This window comes from Variovorax sp. dw_308, from assembly GCF_019207085.1.
GTDB lineage: Bacteria > Pseudomonadota > Gammaproteobacteria > Burkholderiales > Burkholderiaceae_C > Variovorax.
In genome coordinates this window covers 335,814-351,485 of sequence record NZ_JAATOM010000005.1, presented here as the reverse complement: position 1 = coordinate 351,485, position 15,672 = coordinate 335,814, and the positions used below count along the sequence as shown (strand labels likewise).

14 protein-coding genes are annotated in these 15,672 nt (G+C 67.3%); 5 read left to right on the top strand and 9 right to left on the bottom strand.

The features are described from left to right. Positions 1–14: 14 nt before the first annotated feature. The 4 genes from pilV to moaC all read right to left on the bottom strand — a co-directional run bounded on the left by pilV (position 15) and on the right by moaC (position 2,314). The gene (pilV, locus tag HCU76_RS13515; protein ID WP_213957180.1) at positions 15–485 is read right to left on the bottom strand and encodes a type IV pilus modification protein PilV; all 471 of its coding nucleotides are present in this window, start codon (positions 483–485) and stop codon (positions 15–17) included. 12 nt (positions 486–497) lie between these two features. Continuing rightward, entirely contained in the window at positions 498–1,136 is a 639-nt protein-coding gene (locus HCU76_RS13510; RefSeq protein ID WP_213957179.1) for a GspH/FimT family pseudopilin, read from the bottom strand. Beyond that, on the bottom strand, positions 1,136–1,585 hold the full coding sequence (locus HCU76_RS13505; RefSeq protein WP_345944729.1) for a type IV pilin protein: 450 nt from the start codon (positions 1,583–1,585) through the stop codon (positions 1,136–1,138). Before HCU76_RS13505 ends, HCU76_RS13510 begins: the two co-directional genes overlap by 1 nt. Before the next feature lie 225 nt (positions 1,586–1,810). Then, positions 1,811–2,314, bottom strand: coding sequence for a cyclic pyranopterin monophosphate synthase MoaC (moaC, locus tag HCU76_RS13500; protein WP_218509587.1), 504 nt, complete (start codon positions 2,312–2,314; stop codon positions 1,811–1,813). 150 nt (positions 2,315–2,464) lie between these two features. Between moaC and HCU76_RS13495 the strand changes: the two genes are divergently transcribed. Both HCU76_RS13495 and HCU76_RS13490 read left to right on the top strand, forming a co-directional pair. Then, entirely contained in the window at positions 2,465–3,949 is a 1,485-nt protein-coding gene (locus tag HCU76_RS13495; RefSeq protein ID WP_256354183.1) for a M48 family metalloprotease, read from the top strand. A gap of 89 nt (positions 3,950–4,038) precedes the next feature. Next, the gene (locus HCU76_RS13490; protein WP_371319815.1) at positions 4,039–9,279 is read left to right on the top strand and encodes an amino acid adenylation domain-containing protein; all 5,241 of its coding nucleotides are present in this window, start codon (positions 4,039–4,041) and stop codon (positions 9,277–9,279) included. A 122-nt stretch (positions 9,280–9,401) separates the two neighbouring features. On the opposite strand, the gene HCU76_RS13485 is transcribed toward HCU76_RS13490, so the two are convergent. The 3 genes from HCU76_RS13485 to HCU76_RS13475 all read right to left on the bottom strand — a co-directional run bounded on the left by HCU76_RS13485 (position 9,402) and on the right by HCU76_RS13475 (position 11,079). After that, positions 9,402–9,740, bottom strand: a complete 339-nt coding sequence (locus tag HCU76_RS13485) for a phage holin family protein (RefSeq protein WP_213957176.1) — start codon at positions 9,738–9,740, stop codon at positions 9,402–9,404. A gap of 79 nt (positions 9,741–9,819) precedes the next feature. Further along, on the bottom strand, positions 9,820–10,290 hold the full coding sequence (locus tag HCU76_RS13480) for a hypothetical protein (protein ID WP_213957175.1): 471 nt from the start codon (positions 10,288–10,290) through the stop codon (positions 9,820–9,822). 57 nt (positions 10,291–10,347) lie between these two features. Then, the gene (locus HCU76_RS13475) at positions 10,348–11,079 is read right to left on the bottom strand and encodes a TerC family protein (protein WP_218509585.1); all 732 of its coding nucleotides are present in this window, start codon (positions 11,077–11,079) and stop codon (positions 10,348–10,350) included. A 432-nt stretch (positions 11,080–11,511) separates the two neighbouring features. Between HCU76_RS13475 and HCU76_RS13470 the strand changes: the two genes are divergently transcribed. After that, positions 11,512–11,973, top strand: a complete 462-nt coding sequence (locus HCU76_RS13470) for a DUF3717 domain-containing protein (RefSeq protein ID WP_218509584.1) — start codon at positions 11,512–11,514, stop codon at positions 11,971–11,973. 6 nt (positions 11,974–11,979) lie between these two features. Continuing rightward, the gene (locus HCU76_RS13465) at positions 11,980–12,708 is read left to right on the top strand and encodes a sulfite exporter TauE/SafE family protein (RefSeq protein WP_213957172.1); all 729 of its coding nucleotides are present in this window, start codon (positions 11,980–11,982) and stop codon (positions 12,706–12,708) included. Between the two features lie 109 nt (positions 12,709–12,817). On the opposite strand, the gene HCU76_RS13460 is transcribed toward HCU76_RS13465, so the two are convergent. Both HCU76_RS13460 and purB read right to left on the bottom strand, forming a co-directional pair. Further along, positions 12,818–13,378, bottom strand: a complete 561-nt coding sequence (locus HCU76_RS13460; RefSeq protein ID WP_213957171.1) for a YaeQ family protein — start codon at positions 13,376–13,378, stop codon at positions 12,818–12,820. Positions 13,379–13,433: 55 nt separating this feature from the next. Next, a complete protein-coding gene (gene purB, locus HCU76_RS13455; RefSeq protein ID WP_213957170.1) occupies positions 13,434–14,813 on the bottom strand; it encodes an adenylosuccinate lyase in 1,380 nt (459 codons plus the stop codon). A gap of 125 nt (positions 14,814–14,938) precedes the next feature. Here purB and HCU76_RS13450 point away from each other — a divergent pair, with 125 nt between their 5' ends. Beyond that, the gene (locus tag HCU76_RS13450) at positions 14,939–15,553 is read left to right on the top strand and encodes a glutathione S-transferase N-terminal domain-containing protein (RefSeq protein ID WP_213957169.1); all 615 of its coding nucleotides are present in this window, start codon (positions 14,939–14,941) and stop codon (positions 15,551–15,553) included. Positions 15,554–15,672 lie beyond the last annotated feature (119 nt).

Below are 15,672 nucleotides of genomic sequence, written 5' to 3'. Positions count from 1 at the left end.
TTGCACGGCTCCGGTCACTTGAGTGCCGCTTCGACGTTGTAGTTGTGCGTTGTCGCGTCCGATGCTTTCCACTGAATCGTGATCGCCACGAGGCTGCTTGGCGTCGACGTGGCGCCACCGCCCGGAACGGAGGTGACAGTGACAGTGGGCGTCAGAACCGTCGACGACGTACCCGGAAGGAATTTTGACCAGGCCGCCCACCAGGCCGCATAACCGGCCCCGGGGGTCGCCCCGCCTGCGAAGCTGGTGCTGAGCGTCGCGTAGGTGCGATCGGTGATCCACATGCGGCTGATGAGGTCGTTCGCTGCGAGTTGCGCCGTCGAGCGGTATTCGGCGGCGGCCGCCTGCCGGATCGAAGCGGTCTGCAAGCCGAGCAGGCCCACCACGCCGACGGCAAAGATCAATATCGCTACGAGTACTTCCAGCAGCATGAAGCCTGCTTGCGACGAAGCGCGGCAACGGTTGGCAGATTGGCACTTGCTCATGGTGGCGGGAATTCAGCAGGCTGTCGGGGTCGAGCCGGCGGTAAGGCTCGGGTCGCACATGCGCACCTGGCCCATCGTCGACACGGTGACGCGCAGGCAGCGCAGCGTGCCGCCGTTGGCGACACAGGAACTGGTATTGACGGGCGTGATGTCGACGGAGAACTGAGCGGCCGGCGTTGCCGGATTGACGGATGCCGTCTGCCGGCCCAGCCCGTCGAAGCTGATGACCTTCTGCGACGCCGCCACCGTCATCGAGGTCAATGCCCTGGTGGAGACAACGGGGCTGAATTGCAGGATGTAGGGCGACGTTGCGTCGCTCGGCGTTGCGCCGCACGCTCCTACTGGCGTGGCTGCCGCCGTGGTCGGCATGTTGACGACCCAGTACGGCCCGGCGGTGGCCAGGGCGCAAGTGTTGTCCGTCGTGCTGACGAACTGGAACTGGGTTGGATTGTTGCGCCGCACGGCTTCCGCGCGCGCAAACTGGATGCCGTTCTGCATCGACTCGGCGGTGCTCCGCAGTTGCGAGTTCTGGAGCCACTCGCCGAAAGAAGGGATGCTCAGCGTCAGCGCGATGGCGAAGATCGTGATGGAAACCATCAATTCGATCAGCGTCATGCCGCGCACCGACGCGGTCGAAGCAAACTTGCGCATCAGCACGACCCGCCCGTGTTCGTGACCCAGCAGTTGTTGGGCGAAGGGCTTGCCCAGCCCGAGACCGACGTCACCGTTGTCGTCTTGCTGCCCCCCTGATCGACCGTGTACTTGAAGCCTGTCATGCCCCCAGTGCCAGTCGCGGTCAGCGTATAGGCAGTGGTCGACGCGCCTGAGCAGGTGAATCCGAAGTACTTGCCCGTGACGGCCGTGGCGGTGTTCGTGCAGGTCGCGCCGACATAAGTCAAGTTGTCCTGGTAGAACTGTTCCATCTTCACCTGCTGCGAAGCCAGCGCCGATGTCGCCTCGGGGATGCGGCCGCGGATTACGTAGTTCTTGTAGGCAGGCAGTGCGATGGAGGCGAGGATCGCGACAATCGCCACGACGATCATCATTTCGATAAGCGTGAAGCCCCGGGAGCGCAGTGGGGTCGCGGCGTCGTTTGGCACTTTAAAACCTTTGTATCTCAATCGTTCAATGGTGACAAAGTGTCACACGATGTGAGAGTGCAGAGTGGCCGCTCGTCTAGCCGGACGCGCCTTTCGTCTGAGCGAAGCGGCGCAGGTGTGTACTATTTCGCGGGCTTCTGGGCGAGTGAATACAAACTTCTACGTGTGAGACAAGTCCGTTGCTGCGTTGCAACAGTATGTATGACGTGGGCCGGCCGCGAAGGGTCACGGCGGCGAGATTGAACCCGCCGTGAAACTCCCCGACTTCCCCCCGTGCTTCTCCAGCACCCGCACGCCGCTGATCGTCATCCCCCGGTCCACCGCCTTGCACATGTCGTAGATCGTCAGCAGCGCCACCTGCACGGCGGTCAGCGCCTCCATCTCCACGCCGGTCGGCCCGACGGTCTCCACCGTCGCGCTGCAGACCACATGCGGCGGCAGCCCGGCCTCGGCGGCGTGCGTGGTGAATCCCACGGCCACGCGCGTCAGCGCCAGCGGATGGCACAGCGGAATCAGATCGCTGGTCTTCTTCGCCGCCTGGATCCCCGCAATCCGTGCCACGCCCAGCACATCGCCCTTCTTCGCGCTCCCCGACTCGATCAGCGCCAGCGTGCTCGCCAGCATCTCGATGCGGCCGGTGGCGATGGCGACACGGTGCGTGGCGGCCTTGCCGGCCACGTCGACCATGTGGGCCTGCCCCTCGCGGTCAAAGTGTGTAAGGGAACTCATGAGTGAACATTCGGTGCGGTCGCGCATCATACGAGGCCGACTCAACAACCAGGAAAGCTGCGGTTGACTTCAATTTCCAGGCCAAAAACGGGTGTCGTGCCCGCCCTGCGGGCGCTTTGCGCCACCGTCCTGATCGCGTGCCAGATCGTGATGCCGCCGCTCGCGGCCGCCCAGATGCAGGGCTTGCCCGGCATGGGCGACGGCGAAATGACCGCCAGCGCCGAACGCCAGCTGGGCGACACCGTCGCACGCCAGATCTACCGAGACAACGACTACCTCGACGACCCGGTGCTGGTCGAGTACATCAACGACATCTGGCAGAAGCTGCTGGCCGCCGCCCGCGTGCGCGGCGAACTCACGCCGGAACTCGACGAGCGCTTCGCCTGGACGATCCTGCTCGGCCGTGACCGCGACATCAATGCCTTCGCCCTGCCGGGCGGCTACATGGGCGTGAACACCGGCCTGATCGCCGTTGTCGGCAGCCGCGACGAGATGGCCACCGTGCTCGGCCACGAGCTGTCGCACATCACGCAGCGGCACATCTCGCGGATGCTCAGCCGCGACGCCCGCAACATGCCGGTGATGCTCGCGGCCATGGTGCTGGGCATGCTCGCCGCAGCCAAGAGCGGCAGCCGCAGCGGCGCCGACATCGGCCAGGCCGTGGCGATGGGCGGCCAGGCGGCGGCCATGCAGGGGCAGCTCAACTTCTCGCGCGACATGGAGCGCGAGGCCGACCGCATCGGCTTCGGCGTGATGACGCAGGCCGGCTATGCGCCCCAGGGCGCGGCCGCGATGTTCGAGAAGCTGCAATACGCCTCCCGCCTCAACGACAACGGCTCCTATCCCTACCTGCGCAGCCACCCGCTGACCACCGAGCGCATCGCCGACATGCAGGGCCGCGCCCAGTTCAAGCCGGGCGCCGACGTCGTCATGCCGCTGGTGATGGACCACGCCATGATCTCGTCGCGCGCGCGGGTTATGTCGCGCCCCGGCGTCGACATCCTGCGGGTCTGGATCCAGTCCGTGGCCACCGGTGAATTCGCCAGGAGCCCGCCGGCGCAGCAAGCCGGCATGCTCTACGCTGCGGCCCTGTCGGCCAATGAGCTGAAGGATTTCGGCGCCGCGCGCGACCTGGTCGCACGCCTGCGCGAACGCACGGCCGGCAACGCGCCGGCGGCCCGGCTGGCACGACTGCTTGCCGCCGAGATCGAACTCTCCGCCGGCCAGCCCGCGCGCGCCGCCGCCCTGCTCGACGCCAAGGCCCGCGACCGGCCCGAGATGCTGCTGTCCGCGCAAGCCGGCGTCGCCACGCGCAACCCGGCGCCCATGATCCCGCCGCTGCGCGACTGGGTCGCCACCCATCCGCGCGACGCGACCGCCTGGCGCACCCTCAGCCTTCTCTACAACGCCCAGGACGAACCGCTGCGCGCGATCCGCGCCGACGCGGAAGCCAACGTCGCCATCCTCGACTACGTCGCCGCGCGGGACCGCTTCAAGGCGGCCCAGGACCTGGCCCGCCAGCCCGGCGCCGGTCCGGTGGACCATTACGAGGCTTCCATCATCGATACCCGGGCGCGCGAGGTCGACCGGTTGTTGCGGGAGCAAATGATCGAGGAGAAGAAGGGCCAGCGGTGACCTGCGTCACGATTCGGGGGAATCATCGGTATCGGCAGGGCGAGGTACGCCGCTACTATCAGCGCTAGTACTTCCTGTTACCCCCAGCCTTGCCCGCCGCTATCCGCAGCGCGGGCGGACCAAGTTTCCCTGTTTTGACCCAAGCCATCTATCCAGGGAGGGCCGCGCAAATCGCGGTCACTCACCGCACACTTGCGGCACTTTTCGAATCGCGATGCGCCGAGGGAGGCGACCGCGTGGCGTATGCCGTGGTGCGCGACGACCTGACATTGGCCGAAAGCGTGAGCTTTGCCGAACTCGGGGTGCGATGCCGCGACCTGGCACGACACCTGGCCCAGGTCACGCGCCCTGGCGACCGCATATTGCTCGCGCTGCCCACCGGCCTGGATTTCGCCTGCGCATTCTGGGCATGCATGCTGTCGGGCCGTGTGGCCGTGCCGGTGCCGGCCCCGGACCCGATCCGCTGGCGCCGGGCCGCCCCGCGGCTGCGCGGCATCGTCGAGGATGCCGGCGCCAGCCTGGTCCTGATCGCCGAATCCATGCGCCAGGCCGCAGCCGACCTGGCCGGCGCGCACGTCGGCACCGGCTCGCGCTGGTTGACGCCCGCTGAACTCCAGGCCATCGAGCCCGATCCGGCCGCGCTTGGCGATCCGGTCGTGGAGCCTGGAACGCTGGCCTACCTCCAGTACACCTCGGGCTCGACCTCGGCGCCGCGCGGCGTGTGCCTCAGCCATGCCAACGCGCTGGCCAATGCGCGTTCGCTGGCCACGGCGGCCGGTGTGCAGCGGGACAGCCGGCCGCTCACCTGGCTGCCGCATTTCCACGACTTCGGCCTGATGACCGGCTTGCTCGCGCCAATGATGGCCGGCGCCAGCAGCTGGTTGATGTCCCCCCTGACCTTCCTGCGTCGGCCGCTGCGTTGGCTCGATGCCATCAGCGCGTTCGGCATCACGCACAGCGGCGCGCCCGATTCCGCCTACGCCGCATGCCTGCGCCAGTTGGCGGGCCAGCCCTATGCCGGCGATCTTTCAAGGATGGTGTCGTTCAGCTGCGGCGCAGAGCCGGTGCGTGTCGCCACCGTGCAAGGTTTCCTGGAAGCCTGCGCCCCCGCGGGCCTGCGGCCTCAGGCGTTTTCAGCGGCCTTCGGCCTTGCCGAGGCGGTGCTCGCGGTGACGATCAGCAAGCCCGACCAGCCACCGCGCCTGCTGGGCGTCAATGCGGCGGCCTTGCGCTCCCATCTCGTCCTGCCCCAGGCCATCGACCATCCTGCCAGCCAGGCGCTCGTCAGTTGCGGGCCGCCACTGCAGGACACCGGATTGGCCATCGTCGACATCGACACGCGCTCGCGCTGCGCCAGCGATGGCGTCGGCGAAATCTGGGTGCGCTCGCCGAGCGTCGGCTCGGGCTACTGGCGCCAGGACGCGTTGTCGAGTGCCACTTTCGGGGCCACCCTGGCGGACGGCTCGGGCCCCTGGTTGCGCACCGGCGACTTCGGCTTTGTCGAAGGCGGCGAGCTGTTCGTCACCGGCCGCCACAAGGACCTGATCATCGTCCACGGCGAGAACCACTACCCGCAGGATCTCGAACAAACCGCGGAACAAACGCATCCCGGTCTGCGTGCTGGCTTCACCGCGGCCTTCGGTGTCGACGACGGCCAGGGCGAAGCCGTGGTGCTGCTGCTCGAGATGGAGCGCCGCGCGGACCCGGACGCCTCCGCCGCCATCGCGCGCACGGTGCGCCGCGCCGTCGCGCAGGCGCACGACGTGCCCGTCGAGGCCGTGGCATTGGTCCGGGCGGGCGCCCTGCCGCGCACCTCCAGCGGCAAGATCCAGCGCCATGCATGCCGCAGCGCGTACCTCGCCGGTGAACTCGAGCTCCTGGCGCGCGAGGCGCAAGCGCCGGATGCACGGCAAGTGCCGCCGCGCGATGCAGCCGAACAGGCCGTGTGGGACATCTGGCAGGAAGTGCTCGGCACCCGCGCGTTCGGCGTCCACGATCACTTTGCCGAATTGGGCGGCACCTCGCTGACGATGTCGCAGGTCGCATCGCGCCTGCAGGATCGCCTGGGCGTGGTGCTTCCGCTGCAGGCGCTGTTCGAGCAGCCCACGGTCGCCGCGCTGGCGGGACGGGTGGCCGAGGCCTTGCGCGACGACCCGCCGCGCGCGCCGGAAACGCCGATCCTGCCGGTGCCGCGTGGCCAGCCGCTGCCTGCATCGCTGTCGCAACGGCGCATGTGGGTCATCCAGCAGTTCAATCCGGCTTCCGTGGCCTACAACGTGGCGGTCTCGCTGCGGCTGCGGGGTCCGCTCGACCGCGGCCTGCTGCAGCGCGTGATCGACCATCTGGTCGAGCGCCACGAAGGCTTGCGCACGCATTTCGAGATGCAGGGGCCGGAGCCCGTCCAGCTGATCGCGGCAAGCCTGCAGCGTGACATCGAATACATCCCGCTCCAGTCCCTGCAACCCGCCGAGCGGATGCACAAGGGGCGCGCCCTGCTGCGCGATCGCGCGTCCACGCCCTTCGACCTGGCGCAGCCGCCGTTGCACCGCGCCACGCTCGTGGGCCTGGATGACGACGACCATCTCTTCCTGTGGCTCATGCACCATGCCATCACCGACAACTGGTCGATGGCGGTCCTGATGCGCGAAGTGCTGGCGCTCTATTCCGCCTGGCTCGGCGGGCGCGAGGCGCGCCTCCCGGCTTTGCCCGTCGAATATGCCGACTATGCCGCCTGGCAGCGTGCGCCGGAAACGGTGCGTCAGCGCCAGCACCAGATGGTGTACTGGATCGAGCGCCTGCGCGGCTTGCAGCCCATGCAGTTGCCGACCGACTTCTCGCGGCCCGCATTCGCCGGCTTTCACGGGGCCAAGGTCACGGCGAGCCTGCCTGCACGGTTGAGCGAGGCCCTGCGCAGCTTTTGCGCGCGTCATGCGGCGACGCCGTTCATGGTCCTGCTGGCGGCGTTCAAGCTCATGCTCTCGCGCCAGGCCGGCAGCGCCGACATCGCGGTCGGAACGCCCATCGCCAACCGCCACCACCTCGCCACCGAGCAACTGGTCGGCACGCTGGTCAACACGCTGGTGATGCGCACCGACCTCTCGGGCGACCCCGCGTTCTCGCAACTCGTGCTGCGCGTGCGCGAGACCGCGCTGGGCGCCTATGCGCACCAGGACGCGCCCTTCGACGAACTGGTCGAGGCGCTGGGGCAGGGCGGCGTCGCGCAGCCCGATGGCCTCGTGCGCGTGCTGTTCAACGTGCTCAATGCGCCGCTCGGACGGCTGGAGCCGGTGCCCTTCGCCTACGAGGAATACCCGCTCGAGCGCACCGCGTCGCAGTTCGATTTCTCGCTGCACATCGACACCGAATTCGCACACCGCATCCACCTCGAATACTCCACCGACCTGTATGCCGCGGTGACGGCCGAGCGCATGCTGGAGAACTACGTCGCGCTGGTGGAGCAGGTGCTGCTCGAACCGGAACGGCCGCTGTCGGCCTATCCGATCGTCGCCCCAGCCCAACTCGCGTTGCTGCACAAGCAGTGGAATGCCACGCAACTGGCCCTGCCGGCCCAATTGCTGGTGCACCGCCATCTGCGCACGGACAGCGCGACATTGCGGGATGCCGTCGCCGTCGTGGACGCATCGGACCTGCGCTTGCGCTATGCGGAGCTGGACGCGCGCTCCAATGCGCTGGCGCGCGCGTTGCGCAGCCGCGGCATTGCCCGCGGCCATCGTGTCGGGCTGTGCCTGCCGCGCGACGCGGGCATGCTGGTGGCGCTGCTCGCGGTGCTGAAGTCCGGCGCGGCCTACGTCCCGCTGGATCCCGCCTTCCCGGTCAGCCGGCTGGCCTACATGGCCGCCGATGCGGAGCTGTCCGCCATCCTGACGCCGCCGGAGCTGACCGCGCCCTTGCGCGGCGTCGATGTGCCGCTGCTCGACCCGCGGGATCCCGGCCTGGTCGCAGGCGCATCGGAAGCCGCGCTGCCCGCCGACCCCGAGCTGGACGCCGGCCCGCTGGACGCCGCCTACATCATCTACACCTCCGGTTCCACCGGCCAGCCCAAGGGCGTCACGTTGCCGCACCGGGCGGTGGTCAATTTCCTCACGGCGATGGCGCAGGCGCCGGGGCTGCTTGCGAGCGATCGCCTGGTGGCGGTCACCACCTTGTCATTCGACATCGCCGTGCTCGAACTGCTGCTGCCGCTGGCCCTCGGCGCCCAGGTCATCGTGGCCAGCCGCGAGCAGGTCGGGGATCCGACGCAATTGCGCGAACTGCTGGATCGCCACGAAGCCACCGTGATGCAGGCCACGCCATCGGCCTGGCGCGCGCTGATCGACGCGGGCTGGGCGGGCGGGCCCGGTTTCCGTGCGCTCATCGGCGGCGAGTCGCTCCAGCCTGCGCTGGCCGAGCAGCTCATGGAGCGTTGCACCGCACTCTGGAACATGTACGGCCCGACCGAAACCACCGTGTGGTCGACCTGCTGGCAGGTGCAGGCGCCGGGCCAGGGCATCGCGATCGGCCGGCCGATCGCCAACACCACGGTATGGGTGCTGGATCCGCACGGTCATGCGTGCCCCCCGGGCGTGCCCGGAGAGGCCTGCATCGGCGGCCTGGGCGTGGCGCTCGGCTATCACCGGCGCGACGAACTGACAGCGAGCCGTTTCGTGCCGGATCGGTGGAGCGACGAGCCCGCCGCGCGCCTGTACCGCACCGGCGACCTGGCCCGCTGGCGGCATGACGGCCTGCTCGAACACCTCGGCCGGCTGGATCACCAGGTCAAGGTGCGCGGCTATCGGATCGAACTGGGCGAGATCGAGAGTGCCCTGTCCGAGCATGCCTCGGTGGCCGACAACGTGGTCGTCACGCACACCGAGGGCGAGGACGACGTCCGCCTCGTGGCCTACTGCGTCGCCCGCACGCAGCTGCTCGATCCGGCGGCGCTGCGGGAGCACCTGCGCGCGCGCCTGCCGGAGTACATGCTGCCGCAGCACATCGTGCGACTGGAGGTGCTGCCCTTGCTGCCCAACGGCAAGATCGACCGCAGGGCGCTGCCGCGGCCGGTCGGCGAGGTCCTGCGCGAACCCCGGCAACGCGCGGCGCGCCTCGCCACGCCCGAGGAAATCGCCATTGCGCAGATCTGGTCCGCGCTGCTGGGCGCGGACGACATCTCGCCAGTCGACAACTTCTTCGACCTGGGCGGCCATTCGCTGCTGGCCATGCGCGCCGTGCTCAACATCCGCGAGCGCCTGGGCTGGAACGTCGCGCCCGACCGGCTCATCTATGAAACGCTGGGCCAGATCGCCCGCAAGGAAAACCTGTCGGTGAATTGACGGCGAGCACGCTTGCGGCGAGCAACTCGAAGTTCATTCGTGGGCACCCGCGGAACCGGCCTTGCCGGGCCGCCGGGTGCGCCCCCTGGAGGGGGTGGCGCCGCAGGCGCTTCGGGGGTGGGTCATTTCCCGAGGGCCGCCTCGATGACGATGCCCAGCAGGGAATAGAGCACCGAGCCGATGAGCGCCGCGCTGAAATCGGTCACGTGGAAGCCATCCAGCAAGCCCGACGCAGCCCAGAACATCAAGGCGTTGATCACGAAGAGGAACAGCCCCAGCGTGACGATGGTGACCGGCAAGGTCAGCAGCACCAGCACGGGCCGCACGATCGTATTCAGGAAGCCGATCACGGCGGCCGCGATCAGGGCCGAGCCGAAGCTGCTCACCTGCACCTGGTGATAGAAGTAGGCCACGGTCAGCAGCGCAAAGGCGCTCAGCAGCCATTTGAGGATCAGTCGCATGTTCTCAGGATAACGCGGCGCGACGAAGCGCGGCGAGGGCCGCCGGGGACCAGTTCACACCGGCCAGCGGGAACGGCCCTTACTCCCCCAGTTCGTTGGCCAGCACCAGCAAGGCGCCCATGCCCACCACCGCGCCCGGCAACGCCCAGCCCGAGTGGCCGGCAGCCGGCACATCGGGCGCCACCGGCTCCAGGTCCACGCCCAGCTTGGGCCGGCGTGCGTCGATCACCTTCGACGCGCCGTGCGCCAGCCGCAATTGCTGCGTCATGTCGGCCAGGCGGCCCGTTGCAAGCGAGGGGGTGATCTGGTCGCCGGGACCGCAGAGCACCGGCGTGACCTCGGCCACCGTCTTGGCGAACCATTTGGCGCGCCAGTTCTCGCGTGCGCTGTGACTCACCCATTTGCTGATCCGGTGCGTCATGCGCGGCGCGCAAGCCACCAGGATCCAGTGGCGCGCGCCTCCGGCGGCATCGGTTGCCGGCGCCACCAACCGGGCCATGTGATCGCGCGCATAGGCCGCGTCGTCCACGTACACGATGATCTTTTCCATGATGTGCTCCTGTTGTGAAGGGTGGGACCCGAGCGGGATGCGGCCGCTCGACAAGTCTTACGCGGCAACCTTGTCGTTGCCCGCGCGGCCTTCTTCCGGGGTCCGCGCGCGACGACGCGTCTTCAGCCAGCCGGCGGCCAGGACGCCCACGATGCACAGGGCGCACACGCCCCAGTAGGCGATCTGGTTGCTGGTGCTCGAGCCGCCGAACCAGGTGGCAAGCATCTTCTCGTTCACGATCATCTTGCCGGCCGTGAAGGCAAGCACTGCGGCGCCCAGCTGGATGATCACGGGGAAGCGTTGCACCAGCTTCAACACCAGGGTGCTTCCGAACACGACGATCGGCACGCTGATCAGCAAGCCCAGGATCACCAGCACGAAGTCGCCATGCGCAGCGCCGGCCACGCCCAGCACGTTGTCGATGCCCATCAGTGCGTCGGCGATCACGATGGTCTTCATCGCGCCCCAGAAGGTGGTCACGCCGGCGCTGGCGTGTTCATCGTCGCCGTCATGCGTGTCGGCCAGCAGCTTGTAGGCGATGTAGAGCAGGCCCAGTCCGCCCACGAGCATCAAGCCCGGAATCTTCAGCAGCCAGACCACGCCGACTGTCATGGCCGAGCGCACGACGATCGCGCCCACCGTGCCCCAGACGATGGCCTTTCGTTGATGTTCCCTGGGCAGGCTGCGCGCGGCCAACGCGATGACGATTGCGTTGTCGCCCGCGAGGACGAGATCGATCAGGATGATGGCCAGCAAGGCCGAAAACCAGGGGGCGGAAAAAAGCTCCATGTGCAAGTCACTCCAGTACGTTTCGATTCATTCCGCAGGTGGGGAAGAGTCGACTGGAGGATCGGGGCCGGGTGTTCCGGAGATCTCTAGAGCGCTTCGACCAAACCTTTGACGGGTTCAAATCGAAGGTCTTGCTCAACAGCGCGCCAGAGGCGCGATGCCCGACAGACCGGAAGTGTTGTGCTTCGTATTGACGGCCTGACGATATCCATTGCAAGGTGCGATGGACGGGAGCTACTCCCCTTCGGAAGGTGGATTAAAGCATCGCGGCTACCCGCGCCGCAACCTCGAATGCGGCGTTTCACATGGAAAAAAGGCCCACTACGCCTATCCTGAGGGAGTCTGTTGCTATGAATTCAATAGCACAAAGACCTTTAGAGCGCTCGGGGCTTGCCCGGTCTATGATGCGCGTCCGCCGCTTCCGCCCCGTCCATGGCCGCCATTCACATCACCGACATCGAGGCCGCCATCAATTACTGGCGCGACAGGAACCCGTCGCCCGACGGCATCACGCTGGCGCCCGAATTGCGCGCGCTGGCAGAGGTCTATGCGCTGATGGTCTACCACCGCGAGGACGAGGTCAGCGAGGTCGGCTTCCCGGCCAAGGCCTGGGCCGCGTGGCTGGAGTGGTATCGCACCACGCCCGACACACCCTGCATCGCCATCTGCTCCACGAGCCAGGGCGACGACCAGTGCAAGGGCTGCGGCCGCAGCTTCGACGAAGTGCAGCACTGGCCCGCGATGACGCCCGCCGAGAAGCGCGGCACCTGGCGCCGAATCACCATGGAGGACTCGGCCTGGCGCTTCAACAAGTACGCCGAGCGTGCGCGCGAAGCGGAGCACGTCTGGCCTGACGAGTCCGCCCCCGACATTCCGTCAACCGTCGGCGACTGACGCGGCTTGGCTGCCTACGCGTTCGTGCTGCTCGTGGGGCTGGTGGCGGGCGCCGTGAGCGGCGTCATCGGCACGGGCTCCTCGATCATGTTGCTGCCGGTGCTCGTCTACGCCTTCGGGCCCAAGCAGGCGGTGCCGGTGATGGCCGTCGCCGCGATCATGGCCAACCTCTCGCGCGTGATGGCATGGTGGCGCGAGGTCGACTGGCGTGCCTTCGCAGCCTATTCGGTGACCGGCGCCCCGGCCGCGGCGCTGGGTGCGCGCACCCTGCTGCAGCTGCCGGCCACGCTCATCGACGTGTTGCTGGGCATCTTCTTCATTTCGATGGTGCCGTTTCGCCATTGGGTGCAACGGCGCGCCTTCAAGGTCCGGCTGTGGCAGATGGCCGTTGCGGGCGGGGCCATCGGCTTTCTCACGGGGGTGGTGCTGTCCACCGGGCCGCTGAGCGTGCCGGTGTTCGCGGCCTATGGCCTGGTCAAGGGCGCGTTCCTCTCGACCGAGGCGGCCAGTTCGCTGGTGCTGTACGTCAGCAAGGTGCTGACCTTCCGGGGGCTGGGCGCCATGCCGGCGGAGGTGCTGGTACAGGGGCTGGTCGTCGGGTCGTCGCTGATGGCCGGCACCTTTGCGGGCAAGGCGATGGTGCTGCGACTCAGCCCGCGCGCCTTCCAGTACATGCTTGACGCCTTGTTGCTGGGATCGGGCGTGGCGTTGCTGCTGGCCGCCACGCAGCACTGATACGACTTCGCAATCAACGCATCACTGCGTCGGATCGCATTGCCGTGCTACAGCACTGTCTGCGGCGCTTCGCCTTGTTCTGCGCTTGATTTCAAAGTCGTGTGAGGCGCTACTTCAGACGGACCAGCTCGATGTCGATGCTTTCGGCGCCATTGCCGAGCGTCAACGTGTTCTCGTGCACCGTGGCCTGCAGTTGCATGCTGCGCTCCGCAAGCCTGGCGACGGCCTGCGAAGTCTCGCTCGGCACCCGCCATACCTGCAGGTTCTGCGGGCGCGTCAGCTTGTTCTCGATGCCCTTCCACCAGATGCCCGCCGCATGGCTGAAGCAATAGACGATCACCTGGTCGGCCTTGCCGCAGGCCTTGATGATGGGCTTCTCTTCAGGCTGGCCGACTTCTATCCATAGCTTCACCTCGCCGGTGAAGTCGCGCAGCCAGACGTCCGGTTCATCGACGTTCGACAGCCCCGCGCCGAAGGTCAGCGTGCCATCGCCCTGGACCACGTCCTGCAGCTTGTACGCATTGAGCGCGAGCGCGACGAGCCGGATCATCATCCGCTCGTCGTTCTCGCTTGGATGCCGAGCCAGCGTCAGCGCATGGTCGGCGTAGTAGTTGTGGTCGATGTCGGCAACGGCGACGTTCGCCTTGAAGATGGTGGATTTGAGGGCCATCAGGTTCGCCGACGAATCAGCCCCCTTGGGGGGCAGGGAGGAAGAGTGTTTTCGCTCATGCGCGCTTCGCGAGTTCGGCGGCCTTGCCCGTATACGAGCCGGGCGTCATGGCCAGCAAGCGGTCCTTCTCCGGTTGCGGAATCTCCAGCGAGCGGATCAGCCCATGCAAGGCCTCGGCCGTCACGGTCTTGCCGCGCGTGACTTCCTTCAGTTGCTCGTAGGCACCCTGCACGCCAAAACGGCGCATGACGGTCTGGATCGGCTCGGCCAGCACTTCCCACGAGGCGTCGAGGTCGTCCGCCAGCGCCTGCTCGTTGAGCTCCAGCTTGCCGAGTCCCGTGGCCAGGCTCGCATACGCCAGCGCCGTGTAGCCGAAGCCCACGCCGATGTTGCGCAGCACCGTGCTGTCGGTCAGGTCGCGTTGCCAGCGACTGATCGGCAGCTTCTCGCTCAGGTGGCGCAGCACCGCGTTGGCCAGGCCGAGGTTGCCTTCGGCGTTCTCGAAGTCGATCGGGTTGACCTTGTGCGGCATCGTCGACGAGCCGATCTCGCCCTTCTTCAGGCGCTGCTTGAAGTAACCCAGGCTCACGTAGCCCCAGATGTCGCGCGCGAAGTCGATCAGGATCGTGTTGGTGCGCGCGAACGCGTCAAACAGCTCGGCCATGTAGTCGTGCGGCTCGATCTGGATGCTGTAGGGCTGGAAACCCAGGCCCAGGCCCTGGGGCGCCGGCGTCTCGACGACCTTGCGGCTGAAGCCTTCCCAGTCGAACTCCGGCCAGGCCGCGATGTGCGCGTTGTAGTTGCCCACGGCGCCGTTCATCTTGCCGAGCAGGGCCACCGATGCGATCTGCCCGCGGGCCTTGGCCAGCCGCACCGCCACGTTGGCGATCTCCTTGCCGACCGTGGTCGGGCTGGCGGTCTGGCCGTGGGTGCGGCTCAGCATCGGCACTTCGGCGAACTTGCCGGCCATGTCGCGCAGGGTGGCAATGATGCCGTCGAGCGCGGGCAGCATCACCTTGTCGCGTGCGACCTGGATCTGCAGGGCGTGGCTGGTGTTGTTGATGTCTTCGCTGGTGCAGGCGAAATGGACGAACTCGGAGGCGGCGAGCAATTCAGGCCGGGCCTCGAACTTCGACTTGATCCAGTACTCCACGGCCTTGACGTCGTGGTTGGTGGTTTTCTCGATGTCCTTGATGGCCAGGGCGTCGGCCTCGGAAAAGTTGGATACCAGCCCCATGAGGTACTTGCGGGCGCCGCCGCTGAGCGGCTTGAATTCGGCGAACCCGGCGTCCGACAGCGCGATGAACCATGCCACCTCGACCTGGACGCGCCGGTGCATGTAGCCCTGCTCGCTCATCAGCGGCCGCAGCGCGCCGAGTTTGCCGGCATAACGGCCGTCGAGGGGAGACAGGGCGGAAACAGTGGAGAAGGTCATCCTTCAATTTTAGGTGCCGGCTGTGGCGTTTCCCCCTCGCTCTCCGCCGACGGTCAGTTCCCCGCGGGGAGGTTCCCCTAGAATCAAAAAGCTACAACGAATGTCACCCTGAGGGAAGAGCCCGCATGAAATTGATCGGATCCGCCGCCAGTCCTTATGTGCGCAAGGTGCGCGTGGTCATGGCCGAGAAGCGGCTGGATTACCAGTTCATCAAGGAAGATGTCTGGGCCGATGACACCACCATCAGCCAGTCCAACCCGCTGGGCAAGGTGCCGTGCCTGATCATGGACGGCAGTGAGGCGATGTTCGATTCGCGCGTCATCGTCGAATACCTCGACACCCTCTCTCCTGTCGGCAAGCTCATTCCCCAGCAAAGCCGCGAGCGCGCCGAGGTCAAGACCTGGGAAGCGCTGGCCGATGGCGTGATGGACGCGGGCATCCTCTGGCGCCTGGAAGCCACTTGGCCCAAGCGCGCCGACGGCGAGCGCAGCCAGGCCTGGATGGATCGCCAGCGCGCCAAGGTCGAAGGCGGCATTGCCGCCATGTCCAAGGGACTCGGCGACAAGCCCTTCTGCAGCGGTATCCACCTGAGTCTGTCCGACATTGCGGTCGGCTGTGCGCTGGGCTGGGTCAGCTTCCGCTTTCCCGACATTGACTGGCGCGGCGAGCATGCCAACCTGGCCAAGCTGTCCGACAAGCTGCACTTGCGGCCGAGCTTCGCGGACACGCTGCCGGCCTGAACCCGGCGCTTTTCCTGGCGCGTTCCCGTTGGGCCCTCACGGAGCCCGCCGGTCCTTCCAATACAAAAATGCTGCGAGGCGCCCCGTGCGAAGAGGGAGGGAGGGAGGAGGAGAAGAAT

Coding starts and splice junctions, on each gene's coding strand:
- pilV (WP_213957180.1), bottom strand. CDS start 485: ATGAGCAAGTGCCAATCTGCCAACCGTTGCCGCGCTTCGTCGCAAGCA.
- HCU76_RS13510 (WP_213957179.1), bottom strand. CDS start 1,136: ATGCGCAAGTTTGCTTCGACCGCGTCGGTGCGCGGCATGACGCTGATC.
- HCU76_RS13495 (WP_256354183.1), top strand. CDS start 2,465: ATGCCGCCGCTCGCGGCCGCCCAGATGCAGGGCTTGCCCGGCATGGGC.
- HCU76_RS13480 (WP_213957175.1), bottom strand. CDS start 10,290: ATGGAAAAGATCATCGTGTACGTGGACGACGCGGCCTATGCGCGCGAT.
- moaC (WP_218509587.1), bottom strand. CDS start 2,314: ATGAGTTCCCTTACACACTTTGACCGCGAGGGGCAGGCCCACATGGTC.
- HCU76_RS13450 (WP_213957169.1), top strand. CDS start 14,939: ATGAAATTGATCGGATCCGCCGCCAGTCCTTATGTGCGCAAGGTGCGC.
- HCU76_RS13485 (WP_213957176.1), bottom strand. CDS start 9,740: ATGCGACTGATCCTCAAATGGCTGCTGAGCGCCTTTGCGCTGCTGACC.
- HCU76_RS13470 (WP_218509584.1), top strand. CDS start 11,512: ATGGCCGCCATTCACATCACCGACATCGAGGCCGCCATCAATTACTGG.
- HCU76_RS13460 (WP_213957171.1), bottom strand. CDS start 13,378: ATGGCCCTCAAATCCACCATCTTCAAGGCGAACGTCGCCGTTGCCGAC.
- HCU76_RS13475 (WP_218509585.1), bottom strand. CDS start 11,079: ATGGAGCTTTTTTCCGCCCCCTGGTTTTCGGCCTTGCTGGCCATCATC.
- purB (WP_213957170.1), bottom strand. CDS start 14,813: ATGACCTTCTCCACTGTTTCCGCCCTGTCTCCCCTCGACGGCCGTTAT.